Source organism: Kitasatospora sp. NPDC032757, from assembly GCF_055579305.1.
In genome coordinates this window covers 146,577-162,818 of the sequence record NZ_JBVINN010000012.1, presented here as the reverse complement: position 1 = coordinate 162,818, position 16,242 = coordinate 146,577, and the positions used below count along the sequence as shown (strand labels likewise).

The window sequence follows — 16,242 nt, the reverse complement described above, 5'->3', positions numbered from 1 at the left end:
TGCAGCGACCCGAACGAGCGGACCAACCACAGGACTTGAGGGCACCGAGGGCATTGAGAGGGATCTGATGGGAATCGAGGAGAAGCTGCCGAGCGGCTTTCTGCTCACGAGTGTGGAGACGGCCGCGGGTTGGGTGCGCAAGGCGTCGCTCTTCCCGGCCACCTTCGGACTGGCCTGCTGCGCGATCGAGATGATGACCACCGGAGCCGGCCGCTACGACCTGGCCCGGTTCGGCATGGAGGTCTTCCGGGGCTCCCCCCGGCAGGCCGATCTGATGATCGTGGCGGGGCGGGTGAGCCAGAAGATGGCCCCGGTGCTGCGCCAGGTGTACGACCAGATGGCCAACCCCAAGTGGGTCATCTCGATGGGCGTCTGCGCCTCCTCGGGTGGGATGTTCAACAACTACGCGATCGTGCAGGGCGTCGACCACATCGTCCCGGTGGACATCTACCTGCCCGGTTGCCCGCCCCGCCCGGAAATGCTGATGGACGCGATCCTGAAGCTGCACGACAAGATCCAGCACGAGCCGCTGGGCGTGAACCGCCGCCGGGCCGAGGAGTTGGGCGAGGCGCTGGCCCTGAAGGCCACCCCGGTGAGCGAGATGCGGGGGCAGCTGCGATGAACGACCACGTACCCGAGACCCGCCGGGAGCAGCCGCACCGCGAGATCCCGGTCGAGGTGGTCGGCCGGCGCCAGGGCATGTTCGGTGCCAAGGGCAGCGGTGACACCTCCGGCTTCGGCGGCCTCGCCGCCCCGATCGCGCTGCCGCCCGCGAGCCGACGCCCTTACGGGGGCTGGTTCGACGAGGTCGCCGACGAGCTGGAGGGCGCACTGGAGGAGCAGGGCCTCGACCCGGCGGACGTGATCGAGAAGACCGTCGTCGACCGCGCCGAGCTGACGTTCCACGTCGCCCGCGAGCACCTGCTGAAGACCGTCCGAACCCTGCGCGACGACCCCGCGCTCCGTTTCGAGCTCTGCCTCGGGGTGAGCGGCGTCCACTACCCGGGCGACCAGGGCCGCGAGCTGCACGCGGTCTACCACCTGCGCTCGATCACCCACGGCCGACTGATCCGGCTGGAGGTGACCGCGCCGGACGCCGACCCGCGCATCCCGTCCGTGGTCAGCGTCTACCCGACCAATGACTGGCACGAGCGCGAGGTCTACGACTTCTTCGGCCTGGTCTTCGACGGCCACCCCGCGCTCACCCGGATCATGATGCCGGACGACTGGCTGGGCCACCCGCAGCGCAAGGACTACCCGCTCGGCGGCATCCCCGTCGAGTACAAGGGCGCCCAGATCCCGGCACCCGACCAGCGGAGGTCGTACAGCTGATGAGTACTCAGCACTACGAGAAGGCCGACGGAGCGGCCGGGGGCGGCGCGTCGGCCGGCGCGTCGGCCGGGGCATCGCCCGAGGGAGCGGCTGCCGGAGCATCGGCCGAGCAGGCCGCGGCGGCAGCGGAGACCGCGGCAGCCCGCGAGACCACCGAGGGCCGGGTCTTCACCGTCACCGGCGGCGACTGGGGTGAGGTGGTCGAGGCGGTCGGCCGGGCCGACGACGAGCGCATCATCGTCAACATGGGGCCCCAGCACCCGTCCACCCACGGCGTGTTGCGGCTGATCCTGGAGATCGACGGCGAGACGGTGAAGGAGGCCCGCTGCGGCATCGGCTACCTCCACACCGGCATCGAGAAGAACATGGAGTTCCGCAGCTGGGTCCAGGGCACCACCTTCGTGACGCGGATGGACTACCTGACCCCGCTGTTCAACGAGACCGCCTACTGCCTGGCGGTCGAGAAGCTGCTGGGCATCACCGATGACGTCCCGGACCGGGCCAGCGTCATCCGCGTCCTGATGATGGAGCTCAACCGGATCTCCTCGCACCTGGTCTGCCTGGCCACCGGCGGTATGGAGATCGGCTCCACCACTCTGATGATCTACGGTTTCCGCGACCGCGAGCTCATCCTGGACGTCTTCGAGCTGGTCACCGGCCTGCGGATGAACCACGCCTACGTCCGTCCCGGCGGCCTCGCCCAGGACCTCCCGCCCGGGGCCGTCGACCAGATCCGCGAGGCGGTCAAGACGCTCCGCTCCCGGATGCACGAGTACGACAAACTGGCCACCGGAAACCCGGTGTTCAAGGCCCGCCTGGTCGACGTCGGCTTCCTCGACCTGCCCGGCTGCCTGGCCCTCGGCGCCACCGGCCCGATCCTGCGCGCCACCGGCCTGCCGCACGACCTGCGCAAGACCGACCCGTACTGCGGCTACGAGGACTACGACTTCGAGGTCGCGATCGCGGAGAGCGCCGACTCCTACGGGCGCTTCCTGATCCGGCTGGAGGAGATGCGCCAGTCGCTGCGGATCGTCGAGCAGTGCCTGGACCGGCTCCGCCCCGGCCCGGTCATGGTGGCCGACAAGAAGATCGCCTGGCCGGCCCAACTGGCCGTCGGTCCGGACGGGATGGGCAACTCGCTCGACCACATCCGCAAGATCATGGGTACCTCGATGGAGGCCCTGATCCACCACTTCAAGCTGGTCACCGAGGGCTTCAGGGTCCCGGTCGGCCAGGCGTACGCGGCGGTCGAGTCACCCAAGGGCGAGCTGGGCGTGCACGTGGTCAGCGACGGCGGGACGCGCCCCTACCGGGTCCACTTCCGGGATCCGTCGTTCACCAATCTGCAGACGATGGCGGCGATGTGCGAGGGCGGCCAGGTCGCCGACGTGATCGTCGCGGTGGCCGGGATCGACCCGGTGATGGGAGGCGTGGACCGGTGAGCAATGTGGAACTCGGACTGCCGGCACTGCCGGCCAAGCCGTACCCCGAGGAGGTGCACGCCCGCCTCGCCGCCGACGCCGCGGAGCTGATCGGCCGCTACCCGGTGGCCCGGTCCGCCCTGCTGCCGCTGCTGCACCTGGTGCAGGCGGAGGAGGGTTTCGTCAGCGCGACCGGCATCCGCTTCTGCGCCGAGCAGTTGGACCTCACCACGGCGGAGGTCACCGCCGTCGCCACCTTCTACACCATGTACCGGCGCCGGCCGGCCGGGAAGTACCACGTCGGGGTCTGCACCAACACCCTGTGCGCGGTGCTCGGCGGGGACCAGATCTTCGACGAGCTCCAGCAGCACCTCGGGATCCGCAACAACGAGACCACCGAGGACGGCGAGATCTCGATCGAGCACATCGAGTGCAACGCCGCCTGCGACTACGCCCCCGTGGTGATGGTCAACTGGGAGTTCTTCGACGACCAGACCCCGGAGAGCGCCCGGCAGTTGGTCGACGACCTGAGGGCGGGCGAGGACGTCCGGCCCACCCGTGGCGCCCGGCTCTGCAGCTTCAAGGAGTCGGCCCGGATCCTGGCCGGCTTCCCGGACGAGCGCCCCGGTGCCGTCGACGAGTCCGGGGCGGGCGGTGCGCCCTCGCTCGCCGGCCTGCGCCTGGCCAGGGGCGAGGCCCTGCCCGGAACAGCCGGCGCCAAGGTGGTCTCGCCCCGCCACGAGGGAGCCCGCCCCGACGGCACCCGCTACGACGGCACCAACCGCGAGGGCACCGGCCGCGACAGCACTCACCGCGACGGCACCAACCGCGAGGGCACCGGCCACGAAGGGACCGAAGCGTGATGACCTCCGCCGAGCCGGCCGAGAAGCTGCTCACCCCCGTGCTCTCCGCCTCCTGGGACGACAGCCGCCCCTGGACGCTCGCCACCTACCGCCGCCACTCCGGGTACGAGGGCCTGAAGGCGGCCCTCGCGATGCCCCCGGACGACGTGATCGCCCTGGTCAAGGACGCCGGCCTGCGCGGCCGCGGCGGCGCCGGCTTCCCCACCGGCATGAAGTGGCAGTTCATCCCGCAGAACGACGGCAAGCCGCACTACCTGGTGGTGAACGCGGACGAGTCCGAGCCGGGCACCTGCAAGGACATCCCGCTGCTGTTCGCCAACCCGCACTCGCTGATCGAGGGCATGATCATCGCGTCCTACGCGATCCGCTGCGACCACGCGTTCATCTACCTGCGCGGCGAGGTCGTCCCGGTGCTGCGCCGGCTCCATGCCGCGGTGGCCGAGGCGTACGAGGCGGGGCTGCTCGGCAAGGACATCCTGGGCTCCGGCATCAACCTCGACATCACCGTGCACGCCGGCGCCGGTGCGTACATCTGCGGCGAGGAGACGGCCCTCCTGGACTCGCTGGAGGGGCGCCGCGGCCAGCCGCGGCTGCGCCCGCCGTTCCCGGCCATCGCCGGCCTCTACGCCTGCCCGACGGTTGTCAACAACGTCGAGTCGATCGCTTCGGTGCCGCCGATCCTGGCCAAGGGCAAGGAGTGGTTCAAGGGCCTGGGCACCGAGAAGTCCCCCGGCTTCACGCTCTACTCGCTCTCCGGCCACGTCACCAACCCCGGCCAGTACGAGGCCCCGCTCGGCATCACCCTGCGCCAGCTGCTGGACATCAGCGGCGGTGTCCGGGCCGGGCACCGGCTCAAGTTCTGGACCCCGGGCGGCTCGTCCACCCCGATGTTCACCGATGAGCACCTCGACGTCCCGCTCGACTACGAGGGCGTCGGCGCGGCCGGCTCGATGCTCGGCACCAAGGCGTTGCAGATCTTCGACGAGACCACCTGCGTCGTCCGGGCCGTGACCCGCTGGACGGAGTTCTACGCCCACGAGTCCTGCGGCAAGTGCACCCCGTGCCGCGAGGGCACCTACTGGCTGGTCCAGCTGCTCAAGCGGATCGAGGCCGGCGAGGGCGTCGACGGCGATCTGGAGAAGCTGCTCGACATCGCCGACAACATCAACGGCAAGTCCTTCTGCGCCCTGGGCGACGGCGCGGCCAGCCCGATCGTCTCCTCGCTCCAGCACTTCCGGGCCGAGTACGAGCAGCACCTCGCCGAGCGCCGCTGCCCGTTCGACCCGGCCGCCTCCACCGTCTGGGCCGACGGCCCCCGCCCCGGCCACCAGTCCGCCACCGAAAGGGAGGTGCACGCGTGACGATCACAGAGCCATCCACCTCCAAGGCCGCGGTCGAACTGGTCACGCTCACCATCGACGGCGTCGAAGTGCAGGTCCCCAAGGGGACGTTGGTGATCCGGGCCGCCGAGCAGATCGGCACCCAGATCCCGCGCTTCTGCGACCACCCGCTGCTCGATCCGGCCGGCGCCTGCCGGCAGTGCATCGTCGAGATCGAGGGCCAGCGCAAGCCGGTCGCCTCGTGCACCATTCCGGTGGCCGAGGGCATGGTGGTCCGGACGCAGGTCAGCTCACCGGTGGCCGAGAAGGCGCAGCGCGGCGTGATGGAGCTGCTGCTGATCAACCACCCGCTGGACTGCCCGGTCTGCGACAAGGGCGGCGAATGCCCGCTGCAGAACCAGGCGATGTCCACCGGCGACACCGACTCCCGCTTCGAGGGGATGAAGCGCACCTACGAGAAGCCGATCCCGCTCAGCACCCAGGTACTGCTGGACCGCGAACGCTGTGTGCTCTGCGCCCGCTGCACCCGTTTCTCGCAGCAGATCGCCGGGGACCCGTTCATCGACCTGCTCGAGCGCGGTGCCCTCCAGCAGGTCGGTATCGGCGAGGCCGAGCCGCTCGACTCGTACTTCTCCGGCAACACCATCCAGATCTGCCCGGTCGGTGCGCTCACCTCGGCGGCCTATCGCTTCCGCTCCCGCCCGTTCGACCTCGTCTCCTCGCCGAGCGTCTGCGAGCACTGCTCCTCCGGCTGCGCCCAGCGCACCGATCACCGACGCGGCAAGGTGCTGCGCCGGCTGGCGGGGGAGGACCCGGAGGTCAACGAGGAGTGGAACTGCGACAAGGGCCGGTTCGCCTTCCGCTACGCCCAGCAGCGCGACCGGCTCACCACACCGCTCGTCCGCGACGCCGGCACCGGTGAACTGACCCCCGCCTCCTGGCCGGAGGCACTGGCCCGGGCCGCCGAGGGTCTGCGCGGTGCCCGCACCGGCGTCCTCACCGGCGGCCGGGTCACCGTCGAGGACGCCTACGCCTACGCCAAGTTCACCCGGGTGGTGCTCGGCACCAACGACGTGGACTTCCGCTCCCGCCCGCACAGCGGCGAGGAGGCGGACTTCCTCGCCGCCGCCGTCGCCGGCCGCGGCACGGACCTCGACGGCACCGGCGTCACCTACCAGGAGCTGGAGAGCGCTCCGGCCGTCCTGCTCGCGGGCTTCGAGCCCGAGGAGGAGTCGCCGATCGTCTTCCTGCGGCTGCGCAAGGCCACCCGCGCCGCCGGCCTCAAGGTGTACTCGATCGCCGCCTACGGCTCCCGGGGGCTGACCAAGCTGCGCGGCGCGCTGCTGCCCGCCGCCCCGGGCACCGAGGCCGAGTGGCTGGCGGCCCTCGCCGCCGACGAGCCGCTGAACGACGACGCCGGCCGCGCCGCCGAAATGCTGCGCACCCCCGGCGCCGTCATCCTCGCCGGTGAGCGGTTGGCCGCGGTCCCCGGCGCACTCACCGCCGCGCTGCGGCTGGCCCACGCCACCGGTGCCCGGCTGGCCTGGGTCCCGCGTCGGGCCGGTGAGCGCGGCGCCGTCGAGGCCGGCGCGCTGCCCGGGCTGCTGCCCGGCGGCCGTCCGGTCTCCGCGCCGGCCGCCCGGGCCGAGGCCGCCGCCGCCTGGGGCGTGGCCGAACTCCCGGCCCGTCTCGGCCGGGACACCGACCAGATCCTCGCGGCCGCCGCCGCGGGTGATCTGGACGCGCTGCTGATCGGCGGCGTCGACCCGGACGACCTGCCGGACCCGGCGCTCGCCGAGGAGGCGTTGGCCGCGGTGCCGTTCGTGGTCTCGCTGGAGCTGCGCCCGTCCGCCGTCACCGCCCGGGCCGACGTGGTGCTGCCGGTCGCCGCGGTGGCCGAGAAGGCCGGCACCTTCCTGGACTGGGAGGGGCGGGTGCGGATGTTCGAGGCCGCGCTCAAGCCCGACCAGCAGATGGGCCGTCACCTCCACCCGGACTCCCGGGTGCTGAACATGCTGGCCGACGCGCTGGGTCACCGGCTCGGGCTGGCCGACGTCCGGGCCGTCCGGCTGGAGCTGGACCGGTTCGCGCCGTGGGCCGGGGACCGGTCCACCGACCCGGCCACCCACCCCGGGCTGCTGCCACGGCCGGCCACCGGCCAGGCGGTGCTGGCGGGTTGGCGCCAGCTGCTGGACAACGGCACGCTCCAGCAGGGCGACCCGCACCTCGCCGGTACCCGGCACCGGGCGGTCGCCCGGATCTCCCCGGCCACCGCCGAGGAGATCGGCGCCGGACAGGTCAGCGCCGCCGAGGTCAGCGCTGCCGCGGCGGGCACGGCCCACACCGGCACGGCCCACACCGGCACCGCCGCACTGCGGCTGACCGGCCCGGCCGGTTCGCTGACGCTGCCGCTGGAGATCACCAAGGACATCCCGGACCGCACGGTCTGGATCCCGCTCAACTCCTCCCCGGGCGGGGCCTACCGGGCCCTCGGCACCACCGTCGGCCACCTGGTCACCATCGCGGCCGACACCATCACCGAGGCCGTCACCGCGACCACCGAGGCCGCCCCGACCGTCACCGCGACCACCGAGGCCGTCACCGCGACCGCCACCGCGACCACCCAGGCCGCCACCGCTCCGACCGCCGCGCCCCTCACCGCGACCACCGAGTCCGCCGAGGCCACCCCCGGCGCCAAGTCCACCACGACCACGGAGGAGGAGCAGTGAACCTCGCCGCGTACGAGACCCTGGGCTTCTTCGGCCGCGACCCCTGGTGGCTGGTGCTGCTCAAGGCGGTCTTCTGCTTCGCGTTCCTGGTCGGCACGGTCCTGATCGCGATCGTCTGGGAGCGCAAGGTCGTGGCCTGGATGCAGCTGCGCATCGGCCCCAACCGGCACGGCCCCTGGGGCATGCTGCAGTCGCTCGCCGACGGCGTGAAGCTGGCGCTCAAGGAAGACCTCGTGGTCACGAGCGCCGACAAGGTGGTCTACATCCTGGCCCCGATCGTCTGCGCCATCCCCGCGTTCATGGCCTTCGCGGTGATCCCCTTCGGCCCGGCCGGCGACGAGGTGTCGATCTTCGGTACCCGGACGCCGCTCCAGCTGACCGACTTCCCGGTGGCGCTGCTCTACATCCTGGCGACCGCCTCGGTCGGCATCTACGGCATCGTGCTGGCCGGCTGGTCGTCCGGCTCGACGTACCCGCTGCTCGGCGGGATCCGCTCGTCGGCCCAGATGATCAGCTACGAGATCGCGATGGGCCTCTCCTTCGCGGCGGTGTTCATCTACTCGGGCTCGATGTCCACCTCGGAGATCGTCGCCTCGCAGCAGCCGACCTGGTTCGCGGTGCTGTTGCCGGTCTCCTTCATCGTCTACATCATCGCGATGGTGGGCGAGACCAACCGGGCGCCGTTCGACCTCCCGGAGGCCGAGGGCGAGCTGGTCGGCGGCTTCAACACCGAGTACTCCTCGCTGAAGTTCGCGATGTTCATGCTGGCCGAGTACGTCAACATGGTCACCGTCTCGGCGGTCGCGTCCACCCTCTTCCTGGGCGGCTGGCGCGCGCCCTGGCCGGTCTCCACCTTCTGGGAGGGGGCCAACCACGGCTGGTGGCCGATGCTCTGGATCACGCTCAAGATCCAGCTGCTGCTGTTCTTCTTCATCTGGCTGCGCGGCACCCTGCCCAGGCTCCGCTACGACCAGTTCATGAAGCTGGGCTGGAAGGTCCTGATCCCGGTCTCGCTGGTCTGGCTGGTCATGGTGGCCAGCGTCCGGGCGCTGCGGAACGACGGCTACGACTTCGGCGAGGTGGTGCTGTACGTCGGTGCCCCGGCGGGCGCGATCCTGCTGCTCGCCCTGGCCCGGGACGTCATGAGGCGCAAGCCCGAGCCGGAGGAGGAGGCGGCGCCGTCCGGCGGTGCGGGCACCCCCCGGCCGAAGCCCGGGGGAGCGTTCGACCCGATGGCGGGCGGGTACCCGGTGCCCCCGCTGCCCGGTCAGGAGCTCCCGCCGGTCCCGCGCCGGCGCAGCCGCGCCCCGAAGCAACTCCAGGACGCCCTCAACGGGGCCGACCATTCCGAAGGGAGCTGAACCGAGATGTCGTCCGACCAGAACGGCAGCGGCGACCGGCCAGACCGGCCCGACAAGCCTTCCGTCCTCGGGCCGGCCGCCGGCTTCGGCGTGACCTTCAAGGCCATGTTCAAGAAGCGGCTCACCGAGCAGTACCCGGAGCAGAAGAAGCCCACCGCTCCGCGCTTCCACGGCCGCCACCAGCTGAACCGGCACCCGGACGGCCTGGAGAAGTGCGTCGGCTGCGAGCTCTGCGCCTGGGCCTGCCCGGCCGACGCGATCTACGTCGAGGGCGCCGACAACCGCGAGGAGGAGCGCTACTCGCCCGGCGAGCGGTACGGCGTGGTGTACCAGATCAACTACGCCCGCTGCATCCTCTGCGGCCTCTGCATCGAGGCCTGCCCGACCCGCGCGCTCACCATGACCAACGAGTACGAGCTCGCGGACTCCTCCCGCAAGGACCTCATCTTCACCAAGGAGCAGCTGCTGGTCGGCCTCTCCGAGGGCATGGTCGACACCCCGCACGCGATCTTCCCGGGCACCGACGAGGGCGCCTACTACCGGGGCGAGATCACCGCGGCGGCGCCGGGGACGGTCCAGCAGGAGCGCACCGCCCGGGAGAAGGAGGCCCAGCAGTGACCGCCGCCTCCACCTCCCTCGACCTCGCCGCCGTGACGGGCGCGACCTCCACCGGCGAGGCCGTCCAGTTCTGGGTGCTCGCGGTGATCGCCGTCGGCGGCGCGCTCGGCATGCTGCTGATGAAGAAGGCCGTGCACAGCGCGCTCTGCCTGGCGGCCACCATGCTCGCCCTGGCGGTCTGTTACATGGCCCAGGGTGCGGTCTTCCTGGGTGTGGTGCAGATCGTCGTCTACACCGGCGCGATCATGATGCTCTTCCTCTTCGTGGTCATGCTGGTCGGCGTCACCAGCGCCGACTCGCTGAAGGAGCAGCTCAAGGGCCAGCGGTTCGCCGCGGTGCTCTGCGGGCTCGGCTTCGGCGTGCTGCTGATGGCGGGCATCGCCAACGCCAAGCTGGACACCTTCACCGGCCTCGCCGAGGCCAACGCCGAGGGCAATGTCCAGGGCCTGGCCCGGCTGATCTTCACCAAGTACGTCTGGGCCTTCGAGGTCACCGGCGCACTGTTGATCACGGCCGCGATCGGCGCCATGGTGCTGACGCACCGCGAGCACGTGAAGGCCCCGAAGACCCAGCGCGAGCTGGCCGCCCAGCGGATCCAGGACAACATCCAGGTCCCGCCGCTGCCCGCGCCCGGCGTCTACGCCCGGCACAACGCGGTGGACATCCCCGGCCTGCTGCCGGACGGCACGATCGCCGAGGACTCGGTGATGGAGACCCTGCGCGAGCGTGGCCAGATCCGCGACGTCAGCCAGGAGATGCTCCGGCGGATGGCCGAGCTGGAGTCCACCACCGCCGACTGGCTGGGCCGCGCACCGTCCGAGCGCCCGCCGGTGACCGGTCCCCTCAAGGGTCCGCGCAACGGCTCGCACAAGGAGCTGGAGCCGGCGGCGACCAACAACCACGCCGCTCCGAACGGCCACGACGAGGAGGGCGCGGAGTGAATCCGGTCAACTACCTCTATCTCTCCGCCCTGTTGTTCACCATCGGCGCCTCCGGCGTGCTGATCCGGCGCAACGCGATCGTCCTGTTCATGTGCGTCGAGCTGATGCTCAACGCCTCGAACCTGGCCCTGGTCACCTTCTCCCGGCTGCACGGCAATCTGGACGGCCAGATCATCGCGTTCTTCACCATGGTGGTCGCGGCGGCCGAGGTCGTGGTCGGCCTCGCCATCATCGTCTCCATCTTCCGGACCAGGCACTCCGCTTCGGTCGACGACAGCAATCTGATGAAGCTGTAGGCGGAGGGCCTTCGGTGAACTCTCTCATTCCGCTGCTGGTGGCGGCCCCGCTGGCCGGTGCTGCCCTGCTGCTGCTCGGCGGCCCGCTCTTCGACCGCTTCGGTCACTGGCTCGCCACCGCGCTCGCCGCGCTCTCCTTCGGTTTCGGGCTCGCCCTGTTCTCGGCCATGCTGGGCCGTGACGCCGAGGACCGCGCCGTCACCAAATACCTGTACACCTGGATCCCGGTGAACGGCTTCCAGGCCGACATGGCGTTCCGGCTCGACCAGCTCTCGATGACCTTCGTCCTGCTGATCACCGGCGTGGGCACGCTGATCCACCTCTACTCGGTGGGGTACATGGCGCACGACGAGCGCCGGCGCCGCTTCTTCGCGTACCTGAACCTCTTCCTGGCGGCCATGGTGCTGCTGGTGATCGCCGACAACTACCTGCTGCTGTACTTCGGCTGGGAGGGCGTCGGCCTCGCCTCGTACCTGCTGATCGGCTTCTGGCAGCACAAGCCGAGCGCCGCGACGGCCGCCAAGAAGGCGTTCATCGTCAACCGCGTCGGCGACATGGGCCTCTCCATCGCGATCATGCTGATGTTCGCGGAGTTCGGTTCCTTCACGTTCGAGCCGGTCTTCGACGGCGCGGGCCAGGCGAGCGAGGGCAAGCTGACCGCGATCGGTCTGATGCTGCTGCTGGCGGCCTGCGGCAAGTCCGCCCAGGTGCCGCTGCAGTCCTGGCTCGGGGACGCCATGGAGGGTCCGACCCCGGTCTCGGCCCTGATCCACGCGGCCACGATGGTGACCGCCGGCGTCTACCTGATCGTCCGCTCCGGCCCGATCTTCAACCTGGCGCCGGACGCCCAGACCGCCGTGGTGGTGGTCGGCGCGGTCACGCTGCTCTTCGGTGCGATCATCGGTTGTGCCAAGGACGACATCAAGAAGGCGCTGGCCGGCTCGACCATGTCGCAGATCGGCTACATGATCCTGGCGGCCGGCCTCGGCCCGATCGGGTACGCCTTCGCGATCATGCACCTGGTCACGCACGGCTTCTTCAAGGCCGGGCTGTTCCTCGGCGCCGGGTCGGTCATGCACGGCATGAACGACGAGGTGAACATGCGTCACTACGGCGGCCTGCGCAAGTACATGCCGATCACCTTCGTCACCTTCGGCCTCGGCTACCTGGCCATCATCGGCTTCCCGGGCCTGTCCGGCTTCTTCTCCAAGGACAAGATCATCGAGGCGGCCTTCGCCAAGGGCGGCACCGAGGGCTGGATCCTCGGACTCTGCACCCTGGTCGGCGCGGCCGTCACCGCGTTCTACATGACCCGGGTGATGATCATGACCTTCTTCGGCGAGAAGCGCTGGCAGCCCGACGCCGAGGGCCACGACCCGCACCCGCACGAGTCGCCGAAGACGATGACCACCCCGATGATCCTGCTGGCCTTCGGTTCGGTCTTCGCGGGCGGCCTGTTCGTCCTGAACAACTCCTTCCTGGACTGGCTGGAGCCGGTCACCGGGTACGAGGAGGGCCACTCGCCGCTCAGCCCGTCGGTGGTCACGCTGCTCGCGACGGTCTGCATGCTGGCCGGCGTCGCGCTCTCGTACGTGATGTACGGGCGCTCCGCCGTCCCCGTGGTGCCGCCGGTCGGCTCCCCGCTCACCCGGGCCGCCCGTCGCGACCTGCTCCAGGACGACTTCAACCACGCCGTCCTGGTCCGGCCCGGCTCGGCGCTCACCGCGGCCCTGGTCTTCTTCGACAGTCGCGGGCTGGACGGCTTCGTCAACGGCCTGGCCGCCACCATCGGCGGCATCTCCAGCCGGTTGCGGCGGATCCAGAACGGCTACGTCCGCTCGTACGCGCTCTCCATGTTCGGCGGCACGCTGGTGCTGGTCGCCACGACTCTCCTGATGAGGTCCGTCTGATGAATAGGCCCAGTTCATCTCCGGGGGTGTGGCGATGAGTGCCCTGCTGTCCGCCACCTGCGCCGTCCCGGCGGCCGGCGCGGTGCTCACCGCCGCACTGCCCGCCGGGTCCACCGAGGCCCGGCGGCGGACCACCAAGGCCGTCGCGCTCGGCGTCTCGGCCGTCACCCTGGCCCTGGCCGCCGCCGTGGCCGGGCAGTTCGATCCGGGCGGCGCGCGGTACCAGCTGACCGAGTCCTACAGCTGGATCCGCTCCTTCGGCATCACCTTCTCGCTCGGCGTGGACGGCATCGGCACCGTGCTGGCGCTGCTCACCGCCGTGCTCGTGCCGATCGTGATGCTGGCCTCCTGGCACGACGCCGACCCGGCGCCGGCCGCGCCGGACGGCACCTTCGAGAACCGCAGGCGCACCCAGGGCTTCTTCGCCCTGATCCTGGCGGTCGAGGCGATGGTGATCGTCTCCTTCTACGCCACCGACGTCTTCGTCTTCTACGTCTTCTTCGAAGCCATGCTGATCCCGATGTACTTCCTGATCGGCGGCTTCGGCGACAAGGCGGGCGGGCCCGAGTCGGCGCGTCAGCGCTCGTACGCCGCGGTGAAGTTCCTGCTCTACAACCTGCTCGGCGGCCTGATCATGCTGGCCGCCGTGATCGGCCTGTACGTGATAGCGCAGGACCAGGGCTTCGCCACCTTCGACCTCCCGACGCTGACCGGCGCGATCGCCGACGGCAGGCTGGTGCTCAGCGGCACCGCCGAGAAGGCGCTGTTCCTCGGTTTCTTCTTCGCCTTCGCCGTGAAGGCCCCGCTCTGGCCGCTGCACACCTGGCTGCCGAACGCGATGGGCGAGTCCACCGCCGGAACGGCCGTGCTGATCACCGCGGTGGTCGACAAGGTCGGCACCTTCGCGATGCTCCGCTTCTGCCTCGGCCTCTTTCCGGACGCCTCGAAGACCTTCGCCCCGGCGATCCTCGTCCTCTCGGCGATCGGGATCATCTACGGCGCGTTGGTCGCCATCGGCCAGAAGGACATCAAGCGGCTGGTCGCCTACGCCTCCATCTCGCACTTCGGCTTCATCATCATGGGCATCTTCGCGCTGACCAGCCAGGGCCAGAGCGGAGCCACCCTCTACATGGTCAACCACGGCATCTCCACCGCCGCGTGGATGCTGGTGGCCGGCTTCCTGATCTCCCGCCGCGGCTCCCGGCTGATCGCCGACTACGGCGGTGTGCAGAAGGTCGCCCCGGTGCTCGCGGGGACGTTCCTGATCGGCGGCCTGGCCACCCTCTCGCTGCCCGGCCTGGCGCCGTTCGTCAGCGAGTTCCTCGTCCTGGTCGGCACGTTCACCCGGTACCCGGCGATCGGCATCGTCGCCACCTTCGGCATCGTGCTCGCCGCGCTCTACGCCCTGCTGCTCTACCAGCGCACCATGACCGGCCCGGTCAAGGAGAGCGTGCGCACCATGCCCGACCTCAAGGTGCGCGAACTCGTGGTGGTCGCCCCGCTGCTGGCCCTGACCGTCCTGCTCGGCGTCTACCCGAAGCCGCTCACCGACATCGTCAACCCGGCGGTGGACGCGACCCTCTCGCAGGTCCACCAGTCCGACCCGGCGCCGGCCCACCCGGTCGCCGCCCACGGAGACGCCACCTCAGGAGGTGAGCACAAGTGAGCACCACCGGATGGCTCGCCGCCGCCGGCGGCAACACCCAGAGCATCCCGGCGCCGCATGTCGAGTACGGACAGCTCTCCCCGATGCTGGTGGTCTTCGGCACCGCCGTGGCCGGCATCCTGCTGGAGGCCTTCCTGCCCCGCCGGCACCGGCACTGGGCGCAGGTCTGGCTGGCCCTGCTCGGCCTGGCCGGAGCGTTCACCGCCGTGGTGGTGCTCGCCTCCCAGGGTTACGGCTCCACCAAGGTCGACCTGCTGGCGATGGGCTCGGTCGCGCTCGACGGCCCGGCGCTCTTCCTGCAGGGCGTGATCCTGCTGGCCGCCGTGGTCGCGGTGCTCACCTACGCCGAGCGGAAGCTGGAGCCCAAGGCGGGCGGTGAGCCGGCCGACGCCTTCGCCGCGCAGGCCGCCGCCACGCCGGGCGGCGAGCAGGAGCGCGCCGCAGTCCGGGCGGGCTTCGCCACCAGCGAGGTCTTCCCGCTCACCATGTTCGCGGTCGGCGGGATGCTGCTCTTCCCCGCCGCCAACGACCTGCTGACCATGTTCGTGGCGCTGGAGGTCTTCTCCCTCCCCCTCTACCTGCTCTGCGCGCTGGCCCGGCGCCGCCGGCTGCTCTCCCAGGAGGCGGCGGTCAAGTACTTCCTCCTCGGGGCCTTCGCCTCGGCGTTCTTCCTGTTCGGCACCGCCCTGCTGTACGGGTACGCGGGCAGCGTCCGGCTGGGCGACATCGCCGACGTCATCTCCGGCAAGGCGCTGGCCACCCCGGCGCTCCTCTCCACCACCCAGAACGACGCGCTGCTGCTGGTGGGCCTGGCGATGCTCGCGGTCGGCCTGCTCTTCAAGGTCGGCGCGGTGCCGTTCCACTCGTGGACCCCGGACGTCTACCAGGGCGCGCCGACCCCGGTCACCGGTTTCATGGCGGCCGCGACCAAGGTGGCCGCGTTCGGCGCCCTCCTCCGGCTGTTCTACGTGGCCTTCCCCGGTCTGCGGCTGGACTGGCGGCCGGTGCTCTGGGGCGTGGCGATCCTGACGATGGTGGTCGGCGCCGTCCTGGCCGTCACCCAGCAGGACGTGAAGCGGCTGCTCGCCTACTCCTCCATCGCGCACGCCGGTTTCATCCTGACCGGCGTGATCGCCACCAACAAGCAGGGCCTCAGCTCGGTGCTGTTCTACCTGCTGGCGTACTCCTTCGTGACGCTCGGCGCCTTCGCCGTGGTCACCCTGGTGCGCGACTCCAAGGGCGAGGCGACCCACCTGTCCAGCTGGGCAGGGCTGGGCCGGCGCTCGCCGCTGGTCGCGGCCGTGTTCGCGCTCTTCCTGCTGGCCTTCGCGGGCATCCCGCTCACCTCGGGCTTCACCGGGAAGTTCGCGGTCTTCCAGGCCGCCGCAGCCGGCGGGGCGACCCCGCTGGTGATCGTCGGTGTGCTCAGCTCGGCGGTGGCCGCGTTCTTCTACATCCGGGTGATCGTGCTGATGTTCTTCTCCGACCCGCAGCCGGGCGGCCCGACCGTGGCCATCCCGAGCGCCTTCACGGCCACCGCGATCGGCTTCGGCGTCCTCGTCACCCTCGGCCTCGGCCTGCTTCCGCAGTACTTCCTGGACCTGGCGTCGAAGGCCTCGCTCTTCGTCCGCTGAGCCCCGGGCCGATCACCCGTCGGCGCTTCACCGTCCGGGCCGCGCAACACTCCGCGCGGTCCGGACGCGCCGCTTCCGGACCGGCTCCGACCTGCGGGTCCAGCCCGACCATGACAGGACCCGCACGCCCG

13 protein-coding genes are annotated in these 16,242 nt (G+C 70.8%); all 13 read left to right on the top strand.

What is annotated here, in order from left to right:
- Nucleotides 1-67: 67 nt before the first annotated feature.
- The 13 genes from ACZ5WK_RS16935 to nuoN are packed head-to-tail and all read left to right on the top strand — an operon-like array spanning nucleotide 68 to nucleotide 16,111.
- Nucleotides 68-622, top strand: a complete 555-nt coding sequence (locus ACZ5WK_RS16935) for a NuoB/complex I 20 kDa subunit family protein (protein WP_405361061.1) — start codon at nucleotides 68-70, stop codon at nucleotides 620-622.
- Nucleotides 619-1,332: an NADH-quinone oxidoreductase subunit C gene (locus tag ACZ5WK_RS16930; protein WP_465548193.1), complete on the top strand. Its 714-nt coding sequence runs from the start codon at nucleotides 619-621 to the stop codon at nucleotides 1,330-1,332. The genes ACZ5WK_RS16935 and ACZ5WK_RS16930 overlap by 4 nt, the downstream gene beginning before the upstream one ends.
- Nucleotides 1,332-2,774 carry an NADH-quinone oxidoreductase subunit D gene (locus ACZ5WK_RS16925; protein ID WP_465548192.1) on the top strand — a complete coding sequence of 481 codons (1,443 nt, stop codon included), beginning with the start codon at nucleotides 1,332-1,334 and terminating at the stop codon, nucleotides 2,772-2,774. The genes ACZ5WK_RS16930 and ACZ5WK_RS16925 overlap by 1 nt, the downstream gene beginning before the upstream one ends.
- A complete protein-coding gene (gene nuoE / locus ACZ5WK_RS16920; protein ID WP_465548191.1) occupies nucleotides 2,771-3,616 on the top strand; it encodes an NADH-quinone oxidoreductase subunit NuoE in 846 nt (281 codons plus the stop codon). Before ACZ5WK_RS16925 ends, nuoE begins: the two co-directional genes overlap by 4 nt.
- On the top strand, nucleotides 3,616-4,977 hold the full coding sequence (gene nuoF / locus ACZ5WK_RS16915) for an NADH-quinone oxidoreductase subunit NuoF (RefSeq protein WP_465548190.1): 1,362 nt from the start codon (nucleotides 3,616-3,618) through the stop codon (nucleotides 4,975-4,977). The genes nuoE and nuoF overlap by 1 nt, the downstream gene beginning before the upstream one ends.
- Nucleotides 4,974-7,685: an NADH-quinone oxidoreductase subunit G gene (locus ACZ5WK_RS16910; protein ID WP_465548189.1), complete on the top strand. Its 2,712-nt coding sequence runs from the start codon at nucleotides 4,974-4,976 to the stop codon at nucleotides 7,683-7,685. Before nuoF ends, ACZ5WK_RS16910 begins: the two co-directional genes overlap by 4 nt.
- On the top strand, nucleotides 7,682-9,046 hold the full coding sequence (gene nuoH, locus ACZ5WK_RS16905) for an NADH-quinone oxidoreductase subunit NuoH (RefSeq protein ID WP_465548188.1): 1,365 nt from the start codon (nucleotides 7,682-7,684) through the stop codon (nucleotides 9,044-9,046). The genes ACZ5WK_RS16910 and nuoH overlap by 4 nt, the downstream gene beginning before the upstream one ends.
- Nucleotides 9,047-9,052: 6 nt before the next feature.
- Nucleotides 9,053-9,664 (top strand): NADH-quinone oxidoreductase subunit NuoI, encoded by a 612-nt coding sequence (gene nuoI, locus ACZ5WK_RS16900; protein ID WP_465548187.1) that lies wholly within the window; start codon nucleotides 9,053-9,055, stop codon nucleotides 9,662-9,664.
- Nucleotides 9,661-10,605: an NADH-quinone oxidoreductase subunit J gene (locus ACZ5WK_RS16895; RefSeq protein ID WP_465548186.1), complete on the top strand. Its 945-nt coding sequence runs from the start codon at nucleotides 9,661-9,663 to the stop codon at nucleotides 10,603-10,605. The genes nuoI and ACZ5WK_RS16895 overlap by 4 nt, the downstream gene beginning before the upstream one ends.
- The gene (nuoK, locus tag ACZ5WK_RS16890) at nucleotides 10,602-10,901 is read left to right on the top strand and encodes an NADH-quinone oxidoreductase subunit NuoK (RefSeq protein ID WP_209412994.1); all 300 of its coding nucleotides are present in this window, start codon (nucleotides 10,602-10,604) and stop codon (nucleotides 10,899-10,901) included. The genes ACZ5WK_RS16895 and nuoK overlap by 4 nt, the downstream gene beginning before the upstream one ends.
- A gap of 14 nt (nucleotides 10,902-10,915) precedes the next feature.
- Nucleotides 10,916-12,811 (top strand): NADH-quinone oxidoreductase subunit L, encoded by a 1,896-nt coding sequence (gene nuoL / locus ACZ5WK_RS16885; protein WP_465548185.1) that lies wholly within the window; start codon nucleotides 10,916-10,918, stop codon nucleotides 12,809-12,811.
- A 34-nt stretch (nucleotides 12,812-12,845) separates the two neighbouring features.
- Nucleotides 12,846-14,477, top strand: coding sequence for an NADH-quinone oxidoreductase subunit M (locus ACZ5WK_RS16880; protein ID WP_465548184.1), 1,632 nt, complete (start codon nucleotides 12,846-12,848; stop codon nucleotides 14,475-14,477).
- Entirely contained in the window at nucleotides 14,474-16,111 is a 1,638-nt protein-coding gene (nuoN, locus tag ACZ5WK_RS16875; protein ID WP_465548183.1) for an NADH-quinone oxidoreductase subunit NuoN, read from the top strand. Before ACZ5WK_RS16880 ends, nuoN begins: the two co-directional genes overlap by 4 nt.
- Nucleotides 16,112-16,242: the final 131 nt, after the last annotated feature.